Below are 16,762 nucleotides of genomic sequence, written 5' to 3'. Positions count from 1 at the left end.
CACAGCGCGATCCTCAATGAACGAAACGGCGACCCACCCTACACGGCTGCTCAAGATCACCGCTGTCTCGGCGAAATGGCTGCTGGGTCTGGTGATCGCCGCATGGCTCTTGTTCGCGGGCTCGGTCGTTGTCCTACACGGCTGGATTGTGCCGCGAATCGGCGAATACCGTGGCCTTGTGGAGGCACAGGCCAGCCGCATCATCGGGGTACCGGTTCGAATTGGCGCGATCACCGCCAAATCCGGCACCCTGTTCCCGACTTTCGAGCTGCGCGACGTGGTGTTGCACGATGCCCATCAGCGCGAGGCGCTCCGGCTGCCACGCGTCGTCGCGAGCGTGTCGCCCCGCTCGCTCTGGCGTCTGAGCTTCGTGCAGCTCTACGTCCAGAACCCGCAGCTCGACGTGCGTCTCGACGCGCAAGGCAAGCTGCATGTCGCCGGGCTGGACATGTCGACCGAAACCAGCGGAGAAGCCCGCGGTGCCGACTGGTTTTTCAGCCAGCGTGAATTCGTCATCGAAGGCGGCACCGTGCGCTGGACCGACGAGCGCCGCGGCGCCGAGCCGCTGCTGCTGACCGACGTGCGCTTCGCGGCCCGCAACGGCAGCCGCCGCCATGCGATGCGGCTGGATGCCACGCCGCCGGAGGGCTGGGGCGAACGCTTCACGCTGCGCGGCGAATTCCGCCAGCCGCTGCTGTCGGTGCGCCGCGGCAATTGGCAACGCTGGGATGGCCAGCTCTACACCGAGCTGCCGCACATCGACGTGCGCCGGCTCGGCCGTTACGTGTCGCTCGACGCCCGCATCCGCGACGGCCGCGGCGGCGTGCGGGCCTGGGCCGACGTGCGCAACGGCCAGGTCGTCGGCGGCGCGGTGGACCTGTCGCTCGACCGCATCGACGCATCGCTCGACGCCGGCCTCGAGCCACTGGTACTGCGCGCAGTCACCGGCCGCATCGCCGGCCGGATGAGCGACCGCACGCTCGAGGTGTCGACTACCGCGCTGCAGTTCGACGCCGCCGACGGCCTGCGCTGGCCGGGTGGCAACCTGTGGTTTCAGCACACGCCGGTGCAGGGCCGCTCGCCCGAGCGCGGCGCGCTGCGCGCCGACCGGCTCGACCTGGCCGCACTGAACCTGATCGCCACGCGGCTGCCCCTGGGCGACACCACACACCGACTGCTGGCCGCCTATGCGCCGCGCGGCGTGGTCGAGCACATCGACGCCAGCTGGCAAGGGTCGCTGGCCGCACCGCACCGCTACCAGGCGCGCGGCAGCCTGAGCGCCTTCAGCGTGGCCGCGCAGCCGGTGGCCGCCAGCACCACCGGCAAAGCGGCCGTCGATGCATCGCCGCATGCCGGCACGCCGGGCCTGAGCGGCGCGGCGATCCGCTTCGATGCCACGCAGGACGGCGGCAAGGCGACGCTGGCCATCGCGCAGGGCGTGCTGGATTTCCCGGGCGTCTTCGAAGAGCCGCGCATCCCCATCGACCGGCTCTCGGGGCAGTTGCAGTGGAAGCTCGACGGCGACAAGGCCCAACTGCAGGTGAGCGAGCTGCGCTTCGAGAATGCCGACGCCGCGGGCGAGGCACGCGCCACCTGGCGCACCAGCGACCCGGCCGTCTCGCACGGCAAGTCGCGCTACCCCGGCGTGCTCGACCTGCAGGGCCAGCTCGAGCGCGCCAACGGCACGCGGGTGTACCGCTACCTGCCGCTGGACATCCCGAAGCACACGCGTGCCTACGTGCAGGAAAGCGTGACCCGCGGCAGCGCCAGCGCGGTCGAATTCCGGGTCCGCGGCGATCTGCACGACATGCCCTTCACGGACCCGCGGGACGGTGATTTCCGCATCGCCGCGAAGGTCAGCGACGTGACCTATGCCTACGTGCCGCCCTCGGAAGTCGCGGCCGGCAAATCGCTGGCCTGGCCGGCGCTGACCGGCGTGTCGGGCGATCTGATCTTCGAACGCGCCGGCATGCAGGTGCGCAACGCCCGCGGCCGCATCGCCGGTGCCCCGGGCATCGAGGTCAGCAAGGCCGACGTGCAGATCCAGGACCTGTCGCACCGTGCGCCGCTGCTGGTGGTCGACGCGCAGGCGCGCGGCCCGCTCGGCGAACTGCTCAAGGCCGGTGCGCCGCTGGCGGGCGAGTCGGCCGGCACGGTGGCCGCGGTGCGCGCCACCGGCAATGCCGACTACCGGCTCAAGCTCGACCTGCCGCTCGAAGGCATGGACAAGGCCAAGGTGCAGGCCAGCGTCGTGCTCGGCGGCAACGACCTGCAACTGGCGCCGGAGGCGCCTGTTTTCGGCCAGGCCCATGGCACGCTGAGCTTCACCGAAAGCGGCTTCCAGCTGGCCGGCGTGCAGGGCCGCATCGCCGGTGGCGAGACCCGCATCGAGGGCCGTGGTCGCTACGGCAGCAGCACGGCTGCCGAGATGAGCTTCCGCGCACAAGGAAGCGTCACCGCCGATGGCCTGCGCGCCACGCCGGAGGTCGACTGGCTGCCGCGGCTGGCGGCCAAGGCCGGCGGCGGCACGGCCTACGCCGCGACGCTGTCGGTGCGCGACGGCACGCCCGAGTTCTCCGTCTCGAGCACCCTGCAGGGGCTGAGCCTGGACCTGCCCGCGCCGCTGGCCAAGCGCGCCGACGAGACGATGCCGCTGCAGGTCGAGAAGAAGGTGGTGCTGCGCGAAGCGCGCGCCGGCGCGGCGCCACTGCTGCACGACCGCATCTCGCTGGCGCTCGGCAGCGTGGCATCGGCCCACTATGTGCGCGACCTGGGCGGTGCCGAAGCGCGCGTGCTGCAGGGCGCCATCGGCGTCGGTTTGCCGGCCGGCGAAGCGCCGGTCGCGCCGGCGCGCGGCGTGCAGGCCACGCTGCACCTGGCCGACTTCGACCTGCCCGCCTGGCAGGCGCTTTTCGGCCAGGCGGCCGGCCCGGCCGCGGAGAGCGGCGGCAGCGGCGCCGAACCGTCGAGCTACCTGCCCACAGCCGTCGCGGTGCGCGCGCGGGCGCTGGACATCGGCGGCGGCCGGACGCTGCACGACGTGGTGCTGGGCGGCTCGCGCGAAGGCGCGCTGTGGCGCGCCAACATCGACGCGGCGGAGCTGAGCGGCTATGTCGAATACCGCCAGTCGCAGGACGGTCGCATCTACGCGCGGCTGTCGCGGCTGAAGATCGCGGCCAGCGAAGCCAAGAACGTCGAGTCGCTGCTCGATGAGCAACCCGGCACGCTGCCGGCACTCGACGTGGTGATCGACGACTTCGAACTGCTCGGCCGGCACCTCGGGCGGGCCGAGATCGACGCCGTCAACCGCGGTGGCGCACGGCGCGAATGGCGGCTCAACAAGCTGGCCTTCACCATGCCCGAGGCCAGCTTCACCGCCCAGGGCACCTGGGCCGGCAACGATGCGGCCCAACGCCGCACCGCGATGAACTTCAAGCTCGACATCGCCGATGCGGGCACGCTGCTGGCGCGCTTCAACATGAAGGACGTGGTCCGGCGCGGCCGCGGCCGCCTGGAAGGCGAGGTCGACTGGCGCGGCTCGCCGCTGTCGCTCGACTACCCGAGCCTCAATGGCCAGGTGCACCTGGACGTGGCGACCGGCCAGTTCCTGAAGGCCGACCCGGGCCTGGCCAAGCTGCTCGGTGTGCTGAGCCTGCAGGCCCTGCCGCGCCGACTCACGCTCGATTTCCGCGACATCTTCAGCGAGGGCTTCGCCTTCGACTTCATCCGCGGCGACGCAACCATCGCGAATGGCGTGGCCAGCACCAACAACCTGCAGATGAAGGGCGTGAACGCCGCCGTGCTGATGGACGGCGCCGCCGACATCGCGCACGAGACGCAGAACCTGCGCGTGGTGGTGGTGCCCGAGATCAGCGCCGGCACCGCCGCCCTGGTCGCCACCGCCATCAACCCCTTGATCGGCCTGAGCACCTTCCTCGCGCAGGCGCTGCTGAGCAAGCCGCTGGCCGCCGCGGCCACGCAGGAATTCCAGATCGAAGGCACCTGGACCGACCCCAAAATCACCAAGGTGCCGCGCCGCGCGCTGCCGGCGGCGCGCGACGCGCTGACCAAGGAGATCACGCCATGAAAGTCGCCGCCCTGCAGATGGTTTCGGCCATCGCCCGCGATGCCAACCTGGCGCGCGCGCATGCGCTGCTGGCCGAGGCGGCCCGGGCCGGGGCCGAGCTGGCGGTGCTGCCCGAGTACTTCTGCGTCATGGGCGCGAAGGACACCGACAAGCTCGCGCTGCGCGAGAAGCCGGGCGACGGCCCGGTGCAGCGCTTCCTGGCCGACGCGGCGCGCGAGTTCGGCCTGTGGATCGTCGGCGGCACGCTGCCGATCGAGGCCGGCGACGACCAGCATGTCTTCAACAGCTCGCTGGCCTATGCGCCGACGGGCGCGTGCGTCGCGCGCTACGACAAGATCCACCTGTTCTTCTTCGACAACGGCCGCGAGCGCTTCGACGAGCGCCGCGTGATCACGCCCGGCCGCACGCCGGTGCTGTTCGACCTGCCCTCGCGCGACGGCCACCGCTGGCGCATCGGCCTGTCGGTCTGCTACGACCTGCGCTTTCCCGAGCTGTACCGCACGCTGTCGCGCCAGGGCGCCGAGCTGCTGCTGGTGCCGAGCGCCTTCACCCACACCACCGGCGCGGCGCACTGGGAACTGCTGCTGCGCGCCCGCGCGGTCGAGAACCTCGCCTGGGTGGTGGCGCCGGCGCAGGGCGGCACGCACGAGAACGGGCGCCGGACCTGGGGCCAGTCCATGATCGTCGAGCCCTGGGGCACGGTGGTCGCGCAGCAGGCGACCGGCGAAGGCGTGGTGCTGTTCGACCTGGATGCGCAACGCACCGCCGCCACCCGCGCCCAGTTGCCCGCGTTGACGCACGGGGTGCTCTAGCGGGCCGCCCAGCGACGTGTCTTCCCCCCTGTTCCAGAACCCCGTGCCCGCCATGCCGCGCGAGAACCTCGCCACGCGGCTGGCGATCCGCGTCGGCGGCCAGGCCTTCCTCCGCCTGCGCTCGGTGTGGCAGCGCTGGTTCCTGTGGGTGCTGCTGGCGGTGCTGGTCTCGGCGCTGCTGGTCACGGTCGTGTGGCTGGCCGGGCGGCACGAAGCCGAGCAGGTGCAGGCGGCGCTCGACCGCGACGTGGCCGATGCCGCGTCCGACCTGCGCGTCGGCCTGCAGCGCAACGTGCAGAGCCTGCATGCGCTGCAATCCGCCGGGCTCGACGCCGACCGCTGGGCCGGCGAATCGGCAGCGTCGATGCGGGGCCACCGCGAGTGGTTGCGGCTCGAATGGCGCGATGCCGGGCTGCGCACACTGGCGGTGGCCGACACGCCCTACCGCGTGCGCCAGATCGACGACGACAGTCGCCGCAGTGCGCAATCCGACGTGGCGCTCGCCTGCGCCGCGGCCCGCAAGGTCGACGGCGCGGCCTATTCGCCCAGCCACTATGTCGCGCTGCCCGACAGCGGCGGCATCGAAGTCATGGAACTGTGCCTGCCGCTGAACGGCGGCGACTACCTGATCGCCACCTACACGCTGCGCGACCTGCTCACCGAGCTGGTCGCGCCGACGTTGCGCCGCGGCCAGGAGGTGTCGCTGACCGAGCCCGACGGCACCCGGCTCGCCTCGGTGGGCACCGCGCGGCGCATCGGCAGCCGCGTGTTCAGCACGCAGCAGCTGATCGACCTGCCCGGCGCGGCGCTGGTGCTGCGCGTCGATGGCTGGCGCGCCGCGCCCGACGTGTTCCCCAACCTGCTGACCGGCCTGGTCACCGCCATCTCCATCGCGCTGGTGTCGGTGCTGGTGCTGCTGGCGCGCGACACGCGGCGTCGGCTGCGCGCCGAAAGCGAGCTGGCCGACACGCTGGCCTTTCGCAAGGCGATGGAGGACTCGGTCATCACCGGCCTGCGCGCGCGCGACCTGCAGGGCCGCATCACCTATGTGAACCCGGCCTTCTGCGAGATGGTCGGCTTCAGCGCCGAGGAACTGACCGAGGCCGGTGCCGGCGAGGCGCCCTACTGGCCCACCGAACTGGCGCACGAATACCAGAAGCGGCAGACCCTGCGGCTGGCCGGCGGCATGCCGCCGCGCGAAGGCTTCGAGTCGGTCTTCATGCGCAAGGACGGCTCGCGCTTCCCGGTGCTGATCTTCGAAGCGCCGCTGATCAACGCCCATGGCGTGCAGACCGGCTGGATGAGCGCCTTCATCGACGTCAGCGAGCAGCGCCGCGTCGAGGAGCTCTCGCGCGCCACGCAGGAAAGGCTCCAGGCCAGCGCGCGCCTGGCCACCGTCGGCGAGATGGCCTCGCTGCTGAGCCACGAGCTGACCCAGCCGCTGGCCGCCATCGCCAGCTACGCGAGCGGCTCGCTCAATTTGTTGCAGGGCGCGCAGGGCGACGGTGCCGAGGTGGCGATGGCGGTGCGCCGCATCGCAGAGCAGGCCGACCGCGCCGGCCAGGTGATCCGCAGCGTGCACGACTTCGTGCGGCGGCGCGACCGCACGCGCGAGCCGGTGGCGCCGCAGGCGCTGATCGACGCCGTGCTGCCGCTGGTGCGGCTGCAGGCGCGCAAGCTCGGGGTGCGCATCGACCTGGTGTTGGCCGACGCGTTGCCCACCGTGCTGTGCGACCGCACGCTGGTCGAGCAGGTGCTGCTCAACCTGGCTCGCAACGCGATGCAGGCGATGGACATGCCCGAGTTGCGCGACCGTGTGCTGACCCTGCGCGTGGCCCGTGCCGGCCGCATCGGGGCGCCCGATGCACCGGCCGACATGCGTCAGTGGCTCGAATTCTCGGTGGCCGACATCGGCAGCGGCATCAGCCCCGACGTCGCCGAGCGCCTGTTCACGCCCTTCTTCACCACCCGTGCGGACGGCATGGGCCTCGGCCTGAGCCTGTGCCGCACGGTGGTCGAGCAGCACGGCGGCGTGCTGATGCACGAACCCCACCACCCCCGCGGCACCATCTTCCGCTTCACATTACCGATCGCGTGAACTCCCCATGCAACCCCTGATCGACGGCCTCATCTTCATCGTCGACGACGACGCCAGCGTGCGCGAGGCGTTGGCCTGGCTGCTGCGCTCGCGACGCCTGGCCAGCGAACACTTCGCCAGCGCCGATGCCTTCGAGGCCTACCTCGACAGCAGCACCCTGCCACCCCAGCCGCACGTGCTGCTGCTCGACGTGCGCATGCCTGGCACCAGCGGTCTGGTGCTGTTCGACCGGCTGGCCGAGCGCGGGTTGCTCGACGCCATGCCGGTCATCTTCCTGACCGGGCATGCCGACGTGCCGACCGCGGTGGATGCGGTCAAGCGCGGCGCGTTCGACTTCTGTGAAAAACCGTTCTCGGACAACGCGCTGGTCGACCGCATCGAGAAGGCGCTGGGGGCTTCGCTGCGCGCGGTCGAGGCGCAAAGTGCGCGCAATGCCCTGCGCGCGCACATCGACGAACTCACCGAGCGCGAACGCGACGTGATGCGGCTGGTCGTCGAGGGATTGCCGAACAAGCTGATCGCCGATCAGTTGCAGATCAGCGTGCGCACGGTGGAAGTCCACCGCGCGCGCGTGTTCGAGAAGATGGAAGTCAAGTCGGCGGTCGAACTCGCCAACCTGCTGCGCGGGCTCTGATCAGCCCTGCGGGCGTTCGCCGACGTAGATTTCGACGCGGCGGTTCTGGGCCCGGCCGGCATCGGCGTTGTTGTCGGCCACCGGCTCGCGCGAACCGCGGCCTTCGATGCGGAAGGCCGTCGACGGCACGCCGCGGGCGATCAGGTAGTCGCGGGTGGCGGCTGCGCGGTCGACCGACAGCGGGTTGTTGATGGCATCGGTGCCAGTGCTGTCGGTGTGGCCGATGATGCGCACCTCGGCGTTCGGGTTGTTGCGCAGGCCGTTGGCGAACTGGTTGAGCACCGGGGCGAAGTTGCCCTTGATGGCCGACTTGCCGGTGTCGAAGGAGACGTCGCTCGGGATCGCGAGCTTCAGCTCGTTGTTGGCCGTCTGCGTCACGCCGATGCCGGTGCCGCGGGTGGCGGCCTCCATCTCGCGCTTCTGGTTCTCCATGCGCTGCGACCACAGGTAGCCGCCGAGCGCGCCCACGCCGGCGCCGATCACGGCCCCGGTGCCAGCCCGGCCGCCGGTCATGGCGCCGATGGCCGCGCCACCCAACGCACCCGCGCCGGCGCCGATGCCGGTGTTGCGTTGCGTATCGGTCATCCCGCCGGCGCAGCCGGTGAGCAGGACGGCCAGCGCGGCGGTGGTGAGGACGAATTTTTTCATGGGGATTTCCTTCGATGGATCAGAAAGGGGCCGCATCAACGCCGTGACGTCATGGCTGCGGAATGTCGGCGGATTATGGCCACCAGTCACCCTGCATCACGTCAGGTTTCACCCGCGCGGCCCGTGGTCCTCCGAGCCGTCTGGGGCTTCTTGCACGTTTGGCTCGTCGATCTCGCCGCCTTTACGTCCGGAGAACATGGTCCACCACACGATCACGACCAGCAACACGAGGGCCCCCAGCGCTTCAAGCAGAATCAAACCCATGACACAAGGACTCCGGAGGCTGTTGGGGCTGGCGATCGTAGCAATGCTGGCAGCCTGTTCGACCGGCACGCGCATTCCCCCTACGCCTTCCACGCCGCCCACGGTTCAGCCGGGGGCGCCGGGCCCGTTCACCGGCCCTCTCACCGGGCCGCTCACGCACCCCAAGAGCCGCTGGGTGCCGGTGGCCTGGTCCGAACTGCCCGGCTTCGCCGACGACGCGCTGCACGAGGGTTGGGATGCCATGGTGAGCAACTGCGCCCGGCCCAACGCCGCCTTCGCGCCGCTCTGCCCGGAGGTGCGGCGCCTGGCCATCGCGGAGCCCGACGCGCAGCGCCAGTGGATGACCGACCGGCTGCAGCCCTACCGCGTGGAATCGCTCACCGGCCAGAGCGAGGGCCAGCTCACCAGTTACTACGAACCGATCTACGACGCCACGCGCCGGCCGACGGCGCAGTTCAATGTGCCGCTGTATGCCCCACCCGCCGGGCTGGTGCCGCGCCGCCCCTGGTACACCCGCCAGCAGATCGAGACCCTGCCCGAGGCGCAGGCCGCCTTGCGCGGCCGCGAGATCGCCTGGATGGCCGACCCGGTCGACGCGATGATGCTGCACATCCAGGGCTCGGGCCGCCTGCGCATCACCGAAGCCGACGGCAGCCAGCGCACGGTGCGCGTGGCCTTCGCCGCCACCAACGAGCATCCGTACCGCAGCATCCAGCAATGGCTCGTCGGCCAGGGCGCCACGCGGGTGAGCCGCTGGCCCGACGACACCAAGGCCTGGGTGGCGCAGAACCCGCAGCGGGTGCCGCAACTGATGTGGAGCAACCCGCGCTATGTGTTTTTCCGCGAAGAGGCGCTCAACGAGGTCGATGCCGCCTTCGGCCCGCGCGGCGCGCAGGGGGTGCCACTGACGGCCGGACGGTCGATCGCGGTCGACCGCGAGAGCATTCCCTACGGCACGCCAGTCTGGCTCGCTTCGCCGGGCCCGACGGTGCCGTTGCAGAAACTGGTGGTGGCGCAGGACACCGGCAGCGCCATCGTCGGCGCGGTGCGGGCCGACTACTTCGCTGGCACGGGCCCCGAAGCCGGAAAGCTGGCCGCAACTGTGAACCAGACCTTAAGACTTTGGGCCTTTTGGCCTAAATAGTTACCAGAGAAGATAACTTTTGCACTAACTCTTTTGACGAGTGTTGCAGAATATGGCCGGGGGTCACGCATGATGGCGTTGTCCGTAAAAACCCTGCCCTCCATGAACTTCTCCACCTTCCTGGTCATTTTTGCCGGGGTCCTGCTGAACTCCGGTGCCCAACTGATGTTGAAGGCCGGGGCCCGAACGCTCCAAGGCATCTCGCTCACGAGCGGGAGCTCGGTCATGAACGCCGCGCTGAACGCCACGACCCAGCCGTGGATCCTGGCCGGGCTGTTCTGCTATTTCGTCAGTGCCGGCCTCTGGGTGATCGCACTTACCCGCGTCGATGTCACGGTTGCCTATCCGCTGCTGTCCATGGGCTACGTCATCGCGGCGGTGCTCGCCTGGCAGATCTTCGGCGAGGCGCTGACGGCCGGCCGCGTCGCGGGCATCGGGATCATCCTGGTCGGCGTCGTCGTCCTGAGCCGGGCCTGAGACATGGACCACACACCGCGAATACCACTCATGGAGATCGGCGCATGACCGCTCCTGCCCTCTACATCGACCTCGACGGCACGCTGGTCGCCACCGACCTGCTGCACGAGTCGCTGCTGCAGCTGGTGCGCGCCTCCCCGCTGTCGCTCCTCATGCTTCCGGCCTGGCTGACACGCGGACGCGCGGCCCTCAAGCACGAGGTGGCACGGCGGGTCGACATCGACGTGACGACGCTCCCCTACCGCGAAGAGGTGCTGCGCCTGGCGCGCGACGCGCGCCAGGCCGGCCGGCGCGTCGTGCTCGCCACTGCCAGCGACACCAAGTTCGCCCAGCAGATCGCCGAGCACCTGGGCCTGTTCGACGAGGTCATCGCCTCCAACGGCGTGCGCAACATGAAGGGCGAAGGAAAGCTCGCCGCGATCGAGCGCGATGCCGGCGGCCGGGCCTTCGCCTACGCCGGCGACCACCCGGTCGACCTGTCCATCTGGGAGCGGGCGCATGCGGCCGTGGTGGTGAGCCGTTCCGACCGCCTGAACCAGCGCGCCGCGCAGGCCACCAGCATCGAGGCCGTCATCCGGCCGCACGCCGCCAAGCTGCAGCGCTACATCTACGGCATGCGCCTGCACCAGTGGCTGAAGAACCTGCTGATCTTCCTGCCGCTGATGCCTTCGCTGCACGATCTCACGCTCGACGTGGTGACGAATGCGCTGCTCGCCTTCCTGGCCTTCGGGCTGATGGCCTCGGGCATCTACGTGGTGAACGACCTGCTCGACCTCGGCTCCGACCGGCGCCACCACCGCAAGCGCCGGCGCCCCTTCGCCGCCGGCGAGATTCCGGTCAGCCGAGGGCTGCTGATGGCCGTCGGCCTCAGCGCGCTTTCGCTGCTGTTGACGATCACGACGCTGCCCATCGAATTCCTCTATGTGCTGCTGATCTACATGGCGCTGACCACCGCCTATTCGGTGCATCTGAAGCGCCGGGCGGTCGTCGACGTCTTCTCGCTGGCCGCGCTCTACACCATTCGCATCGCCGCCGGCACCGCTGCCACCGGCCTGCCGCTGTCCTTCTGGGTGCTGTCCTTCTCGCTCTTCATCTTCCTGAGCCTGGCGCTGGCCAAACGCTACGTCGAACTGGCGGCCACCATCGACGATCCGACCAAGCTCAACACCGACCGCGGCTACCTGCCGAACGACCTGACCTTCGTGCTCTGCGGCGGCGTCGCGGCGGGCCAGATGTCCACGCTGCTGCTCGGCCTGTACATCAACGACCAGGACATGATGGGCCGCTACGACAACCCGGTCTGGCTCTGGATGCTGGTGCCGGTGTTCCTGTTCTGGGCCATGCGCATCTGGCTCAAGGCGGTGCGCGGGCTGCTCCACGAGGACCCGGTGGTCTTTGCAGCGCGCGACTGGGTCAGCCTCACGGCCGTGGCCATCAGCGCCGTGCTTCTGTGGTTGGCGGGGTGAGCGCCCCGGCATCGACGTTGCGCCGCTGGGCACCGGACCTGCTGATCGCCCTTCTGGTGACCATCGCGGTCGTGTGGCTGCTGCGGGCGCTCGCGCACCATCTGCCGGACACCGTCTACGGCTCGACCGGGGGCGATGCCTGGTTCGGCGCCGACACGCCGCGCACGCTGGCGAACATGGTCGATGCCCACAGCAACCACTACCGCACCAAGGTTCACCCGATCTCGTCGCTTCTGCTGCATCCGGCCGTGCTGGCGCTGCGGTCGGTCTGGCCCGGCACCGACCTCGAAGCGGCGATGCGGATCGTCAAGCTCGTCGGCGTGCTCTGGGCCAGCGGCTTCTATGCGCTCGGGCGCCTCACCGGTCTCGGCCGCGCCGCGAGCCTGTGCTTCACCGCCCTGGCCGTCGGCAGCGCCGCCTTCCAGTTCTGGTTCTCGCTGGCCGAGACTTTCTTCGCCGGCTCGCTCACGCTGCTGGCGGTGTTGCTGGTCGCGGCGGTCGCGGTGCATCGACCGCTCGGCGACCGCTGGCTCATTGCCGCCAACGTCGCCAGCTTGAGCATCACGGTCACCAACTGGGCAGCCGGGCTGGCGCTCGCGATCGCGCAACGGCCCTGGCGGCGGGCCGTGCGCATCGGCGCCATCGCGCTGCTGATCGTCTCGGTGCTGGCGCTGATCCAGCGCGGCATCTACCACTCGGCCCTGCTCTTCTTCTTCGGCAGCCGCGAGGAACTGCATTACATCAACCAAGCCGCAGGCGGCTCCTGGGCCGACCGCCTGATCGGCATGCTCTGGTATCCGATCCATGTGCCGCCGGCGCATGTGCATGCGCAGGTGCCCGGGCAGCTCAACAACATCTCGGTGCAGATGGGCGGCTTGGGCATCACCGGCGCCGCCGGCTGGGCCGCGCTCGCGCTGTGGGGCCTGCTGCTGGCCGCGGGCGTGCAGGGCCTGCTGCGCACGCCGCGCTGGCATGCTTTCGGCAAGGTCGTGGGATTGACGCTGGGCGCGCACATCGCGCTCCACCTGGTCTATGGCGAAGAGACTTTCCTCTATGCCGCGCACTTTCTGCCGCTGCTGATGGCCGTGGTGCTCTTCGCGCATCGGTCGTCGCTCGGCCGCGCCGCACCATTGCTGGCGCTGCTGACCGCCGGGCTGGTCGGCTTCCACAATTTCGACCTGCATGCCGCGGCGGCCGAGCTGCTGCACGCCACGCCCGCGCCCTGAAGGCGCCTCGAGGGAATCGAACCATGAAAATGTTCATCGGGGTGCTGCTGACCGCCCTCATCTCGGCCGCGGCCGTCTTCTACCTCTGGCGCTTCCGGCCGGCGCTTGCCGCGCAACCCGGCAGCGCGCCGACCGACCGCCTGTCTCGCCAATGGCGGACCTGGGCCTGCTTCCTGCTCAGTGGCGTGCTGCTGAGCTCGGTCGTCGCCCTGCTGTGCGGCGACCCCTACGAAAGCGCCACCGCTTACCTGCGCACGCTGCTGCGTCCGTATGCGGGCGACGACTCGTGGATGCCGATGTTGCGTGCCTCGGCGCAGTTCGCGGCCCATCCGGACGTTCCGTTCTACCAGGCCATCTTCTTCGAGCAGCACGTGAAGTTCCAGTACCCGCTGACGGCGCTGCTCTTCATCGACCTTCCGCTGGCGTGGTTCCCCCTCAGCGGCGACCAGCTGGTGGTGATCTACAAGGTGCTCTCGCGGCTGTGCGTGCCGGCCATCGCGCTGGTCTTCATGAAGCTCTTCATCGGCGCCTCGCAACTGCATGCGCCCGCGGGCGAGCGGGCACCGGCGTTGATGCCGAAGTCGACGGCCATGCTTTTCGTGCTGTGCCTGGTGAGCACGGCGCTGTTCTATCCGATCGCGCGCAGCGAGCACCACGGCCAGATCCAGACCGCCATGACGCTGGCCGCCGGACTGGCCCTGCTGGCCTGGCAGCGCGACCAGCCGCGGCTGTCGGGCTTTCTGGTGGCGCTGTGCTGCATCATCAAGCCGCAGTGGGCGCTGGTGGTGGTGTGGGCGCTGGTTCGCCGGCAGTGGAAGTTCGCGATCGCGGCGACGCTCACCGGCGCGGCCTTCCTCGCCGTGTCGGTGGCGGTCTACGGCCTGCGCAACAACCTCGATTACCTCACCGTCGTCTCGTTCCTGGGCAAGCACGGCGAGAGCTACTTCATCAACCAGTCGGTCAACGGCCTGATGAACCGGCTGCTCTTCAACGGCGCCAACCTGTTCGGCCGCGGCCTGGTCTGGTCGGGCACCGATTTCCCCCCCTACCATCCGACGGTGTACGTCGCGACCCTCGCGTCGTCGGCACTGATCCTGGCGCTGGCGATGTTCTGGCGCCTCCGCAAGGCGCCGAGTGCAGTCGATCTGGCGCTGATCATGCTGAGCCTGACCATCGCCTCGCCGATTGCCTGGGAACACCACTATGGCGTGCTGTTCCCGATCTTCGCGCTGGTGTTCCCGGCGGCGCTGCAGGTCCGTCCCTGGGGCCGCTGGACCGAGCCATCGCTGTGGCTGGCGCTCGCGCTGACCGGTCAGACCTTCATGACAGCGGTGAACCTGCTGGCGGACACGCGCCTGAACGTTTTCCAGTCGTACATCTTCTTCGGCGGACTGCTCGTGCTGGCGCTTCTGTACCGGCTTTCGTGGCTGGAACGCCCAGCCGCAGCCACGGTCTCCGGGGCGTCCCGCTACGCGGCGCTGTCACCGAACTGACACAGGCTTTTCGCATGGGCGTCATGCCCCTTGCCTACCTTCGTGGGTTGACCCCGTTCAACCCACGAAAGACAGTGCAAATGACGACCAAGCCTTCGAGCACCGCGCCCGCCATCGATCCCGACGACATCGGCTACAACAAAACATCCAACCCCGAGTTCAACGATCTGATCGCCGGCCGCCTGAGCCGCCGCAAACTCTTCGGCCTGGGCGTGGGCACCGCCGGTGCCGCCTTGCTGACCGCCTGCGGTGGTGGCGGCAACGACGACACGCCGGCCCCGGCTCCCGCACCGCCCGCCCCGCCGGCACCGGCACCGGCGCCCGCAGTGCAGAAACTCAACTTCAGCGCCGTGGCGAAGAGCCTCGACGACGTGGTCACCGTGCCGGCCGGCTACACCGCCAGCGTGCTGTACCGCCTGGGCGACCCGATCGCGACGGGTGTCTCGGCCTACGCCAACGACGGCACCGACTCTGCAGCCAGCTACGACCGCCGCGCGGGCGACCACCACGACGGCATGACCTTCTTCGGTGCGGATGCCGCCGGCAAGTGGAGCCGCACCGCCGCTGACCGCGGCCTGCTGGTGATGAACCACGAGGCGATCACGCCGCTGTTCCTGCACCCCACCGGCCAGAGCACCACCGGCACCGGCAACGCACAAGTGCGCACTTCGGCCGACGAGGTGCTGCGCGAGTTCTACCTGCACGGCGTGAGCGTGGTCGAAGTGAGCAAGAGCGCCGGCAAGTGGAGCTACAAGCAGGCCTCCGGCTTCAATCGCCGCGTGCACACCTTGACCGAAATGACCTTCACGGGCGCCGTCGCCAAGACGAACTACGTGAAGACCAAGTATTCCGTCGACGGCAGCCGGACGCGCGGCACGCTGAACAACTGCGCCAACGGCACCACGCCCTGGGGCACGTACCTGACCTGCGAAGAGAACTGGGCGGGCTATTTCCGCCGCATCGCGGCCACGGACAATGCCAACCGTTCGGCGAAGGAATTGACGTCCTTCGCGCGCTACGGCGTCGCCGGTACCGGCCGCGAACTGTGGGCCACCGTCACGCCCGACACCACCGACAACCTCTACAGCCGCTGGAACACCGAAGTGCGCGGCGCCACTGCGACCGACGACTACCGCAACGGCGCCAACACCTACGGATGGGTCGTCGAGATCGATCCGTTCGACGCACTGTCCACCCCGAAGAAGCGCACCGCCCTCGGCCGCTTCGGCCATGAAGGCGCCTGCCTCGGCCCGGTCGTGGTCGGCAAGCCGCTGGTCTGGTACATGGGCGACGACTCGCGCAACGAGTACATCTACAAGTTCGTCTCGACGAAGAACTGGGATGCAGCCGACATCGGCGGCGGCATGGCTGCCGGCGACAAGTACATGGACGACGGCCGCCTCTACGTGGCGAAGTTCAATGCCGACGGCACCGGCGCATGGCTCGAGATCAAGCTCGGCGTGAACAACATCACCGCTGGCAACACGACCTACGCCTTCGCCGATGCGGCCGACGTGCTGGTCAACACGCGCCTTGCCGCCGACGCCGCAGGCGCCACCAAGATGGACCGCCCGGAATGGACGGCCGTCAACCCGAAGACGGGCGAGGTGTACGTCACGCTGACCAACACCAATGCCGCGTCGCGCCCGATCACCGCAACCGACGCTGCCAACCCGCGCTTCTACAACGACCCCCGGGGCGCGAGCGCCACGGCGCAGACCGGCAACCCGAACGGCCACATCGTGCGCTTCGCCGACGACAATGCCGACCCGACGTCGCTGAGCTTCAAGTGGGACGTGTACCTTTTCGGCGCGCGCTCGACCGCATCGGCCAACATCAACGTGTCGCAGCTCGATGCCAGCAACGACTTCTCCAGCCCCGACGGCCTGTGGTTCAGCGAAGCCGCACCCGGCCTGCTGTGGCTGGAGACCGACGACGGCGCCTACACCGACGTCACCAACTGCATGCTGCTCGCCGCACTGCCCGGCAAGGTCGGCGATGGCGGTGCGAAGTCGATCACCAACGTCAGCGGCGCCACCACCGCAACGCAGGCGACCTTCGTCGGCAAGGCCCCCGGCACCGACGGTCTGCGCCGCTTCCTGGTCGGCCCGAAGGACTGCGAGATCACCGGCATAGCCGAATCCGGCGACGGCCGCGCGCTGTTCGTGAACATCCAGCATCCGGGTGAATCGACACCGGCGTCGGCCATCGCCACACCGGCCGCGTTCGGCAGCCACTGGCCGGACGGCGGCAACGCCCGCCCGCGCTCGGCCACCGTTGTGATCACCAGGGACGATGGCGGCCTGATCGGCCTCTGATCGATGCACTGCGCCCGGCCGGCAGGCCGGGCCGCACCAACGCTGCCGCTGCCTCAGCCCCGAGGCAGCGGCAGCGCCGTTTTGTGTTCGGTGCG

Annotated in this window: 12 protein-coding genes; 10 read left to right on the top strand and 2 right to left on the bottom strand. The window is 69.6% G+C overall.

The features are described 5' to 3' along the window. Positions 1-16 precede the first annotated feature (16 nt). Genes ACSFBE_RS11555 through ACSFBE_RS11540 form a run of 4 tightly spaced genes read left to right on the top strand, consistent with a single transcriptional unit; the run spans position 17 to position 7,631 of the window. Positions 17-4,087, top strand: coding sequence for a YhdP family protein (locus ACSFBE_RS11555; RefSeq protein WP_435490536.1), 4,071 nt, complete (start codon positions 17-19; stop codon positions 4,085-4,087). Then, entirely contained in the window at positions 4,084-4,899 is an 816-nt protein-coding gene (locus ACSFBE_RS11550; protein WP_435490535.1) for a carbon-nitrogen hydrolase family protein, read from the top strand. Before ACSFBE_RS11555 ends, ACSFBE_RS11550 begins: the two co-directional genes overlap by 4 nt. A 52-nt stretch (positions 4,900-4,951) precedes the next feature. Beyond that, positions 4,952-6,997 (top strand): two-component system sensor histidine kinase NtrB, encoded by a 2,046-nt coding sequence (locus tag ACSFBE_RS11545; protein ID WP_435490732.1) that lies wholly within the window; start codon positions 4,952-4,954, stop codon positions 6,995-6,997. A 7-nt stretch (positions 6,998-7,004) separates the two neighbouring features. Then, positions 7,005-7,631: a response regulator transcription factor gene (locus ACSFBE_RS11540; protein WP_435490534.1), complete on the top strand. Its 627-nt coding sequence runs from the start codon at positions 7,005-7,007 to the stop codon at positions 7,629-7,631. On the opposite strand, the gene ACSFBE_RS11535 is transcribed toward ACSFBE_RS11540, so the two are convergent. Both ACSFBE_RS11535 and ACSFBE_RS11530 read right to left on the bottom strand, forming a co-directional pair. Continuing rightward, entirely contained in the window at positions 7,632-8,279 is a 648-nt protein-coding gene (locus ACSFBE_RS11535; protein ID WP_435490533.1) for a YiaD family glycine zipper/OmpA-like lipoprotein, read from the bottom strand. It lies immediately after the preceding gene. Positions 8,280-8,387: 108 nt separating this feature from the next. Beyond that, positions 8,388-8,543: a hypothetical protein gene (locus ACSFBE_RS11530; RefSeq protein ID WP_435490532.1), complete on the bottom strand. Its 156-nt coding sequence runs from the start codon at positions 8,541-8,543 to the stop codon at positions 8,388-8,390. Between ACSFBE_RS11530 and mltA the strand changes: the two genes are divergently transcribed. From mltA to ACSFBE_RS11500, 6 genes are all read left to right on the top strand, one after another. Next, on the top strand, positions 8,542-9,687 hold the full coding sequence (gene mltA / locus ACSFBE_RS11525) for a murein transglycosylase A (RefSeq protein ID WP_435490531.1): 1,146 nt from the start codon (positions 8,542-8,544) through the stop codon (positions 9,685-9,687). The genes ACSFBE_RS11530 and mltA overlap by 2 nt on opposite strands. A 33-nt stretch (positions 9,688-9,720) precedes the next feature. Continuing rightward, on the top strand, positions 9,721-10,164 hold the full coding sequence (locus ACSFBE_RS11520) for a DMT family transporter (protein WP_435490530.1): 444 nt from the start codon (positions 9,721-9,723) through the stop codon (positions 10,162-10,164). A gap of 44 nt (positions 10,165-10,208) precedes the next feature. Further along, positions 10,209-11,630 carry a UbiA family prenyltransferase gene (locus ACSFBE_RS11515; RefSeq protein WP_435490529.1) on the top strand — a complete coding sequence of 474 codons (1,422 nt, stop codon included), beginning with the start codon at positions 10,209-10,211 and terminating at the stop codon, positions 11,628-11,630. After that, entirely contained in the window at positions 11,627-12,856 is a 1,230-nt protein-coding gene (locus ACSFBE_RS11510) for a hypothetical protein (protein WP_435490528.1), read from the top strand. Before ACSFBE_RS11515 ends, ACSFBE_RS11510 begins: the two co-directional genes overlap by 4 nt. A 23-nt stretch (positions 12,857-12,879) precedes the next feature. Beyond that, positions 12,880-14,349: a glycosyltransferase family 87 protein gene (locus ACSFBE_RS11505; RefSeq protein ID WP_435490527.1), complete on the top strand. Its 1,470-nt coding sequence runs from the start codon at positions 12,880-12,882 to the stop codon at positions 14,347-14,349. 80 nt (positions 14,350-14,429) lie between these two features. Beyond that, the gene (locus ACSFBE_RS11500) at positions 14,430-16,667 is read left to right on the top strand and encodes a PhoX family protein (protein ID WP_435490526.1); all 2,238 of its coding nucleotides are present in this window, start codon (positions 14,430-14,432) and stop codon (positions 16,665-16,667) included. Positions 16,668-16,762 lie beyond the last annotated feature (95 nt).

The organism is Variovorax sucrosi (assembly GCF_051216635.1).
Classification (GTDB): Bacteria; Pseudomonadota; Gammaproteobacteria; order Burkholderiales; family Burkholderiaceae_C; genus Variovorax.
This window is presented reverse-complemented; position numbering and strand designations above follow the sequence as displayed.

Excerpts from the sequence above, each read along its gene's own strand:
- ACSFBE_RS11555 (WP_435490536.1), top strand. The coding sequence starts at position 17 with ATGAACGAAACGGCGACCCACCCTACACGGCTGCTCAAGATCACCGCT.
- ACSFBE_RS11545 (WP_435490732.1), top strand. The coding sequence starts at position 4,952 with ATGCCGCGCGAGAACCTCGCCACGCGGCTGGCGATCCGCGTCGGCGGC.
- ACSFBE_RS11515 (WP_435490529.1), top strand. The coding sequence starts at position 10,209 with ATGACCGCTCCTGCCCTCTACATCGACCTCGACGGCACGCTGGTCGCC.
- ACSFBE_RS11530 (WP_435490532.1), bottom strand. The coding sequence starts at position 8,543 with ATGGGTTTGATTCTGCTTGAAGCGCTGGGGGCCCTCGTGTTGCTGGTC.
- ACSFBE_RS11550 (WP_435490535.1), top strand. The coding sequence starts at position 4,084 with ATGAAAGTCGCCGCCCTGCAGATGGTTTCGGCCATCGCCCGCGATGCC.
- ACSFBE_RS11500 (WP_435490526.1), top strand. The coding sequence starts at position 14,430 with ATGACGACCAAGCCTTCGAGCACCGCGCCCGCCATCGATCCCGACGAC.
- ACSFBE_RS11535 (WP_435490533.1), bottom strand. The coding sequence starts at position 8,279 with ATGAAAAAATTCGTCCTCACCACCGCCGCGCTGGCCGTCCTGCTCACC.
- ACSFBE_RS11540 (WP_435490534.1), top strand. The coding sequence starts at position 7,005 with ATGCAACCCCTGATCGACGGCCTCATCTTCATCGTCGACGACGACGCC.
- mltA (WP_435490531.1), top strand. The coding sequence starts at position 8,542 with ATGACACAAGGACTCCGGAGGCTGTTGGGGCTGGCGATCGTAGCAATG.
- ACSFBE_RS11505 (WP_435490527.1), top strand. The coding sequence starts at position 12,880 with ATGAAAATGTTCATCGGGGTGCTGCTGACCGCCCTCATCTCGGCCGCG.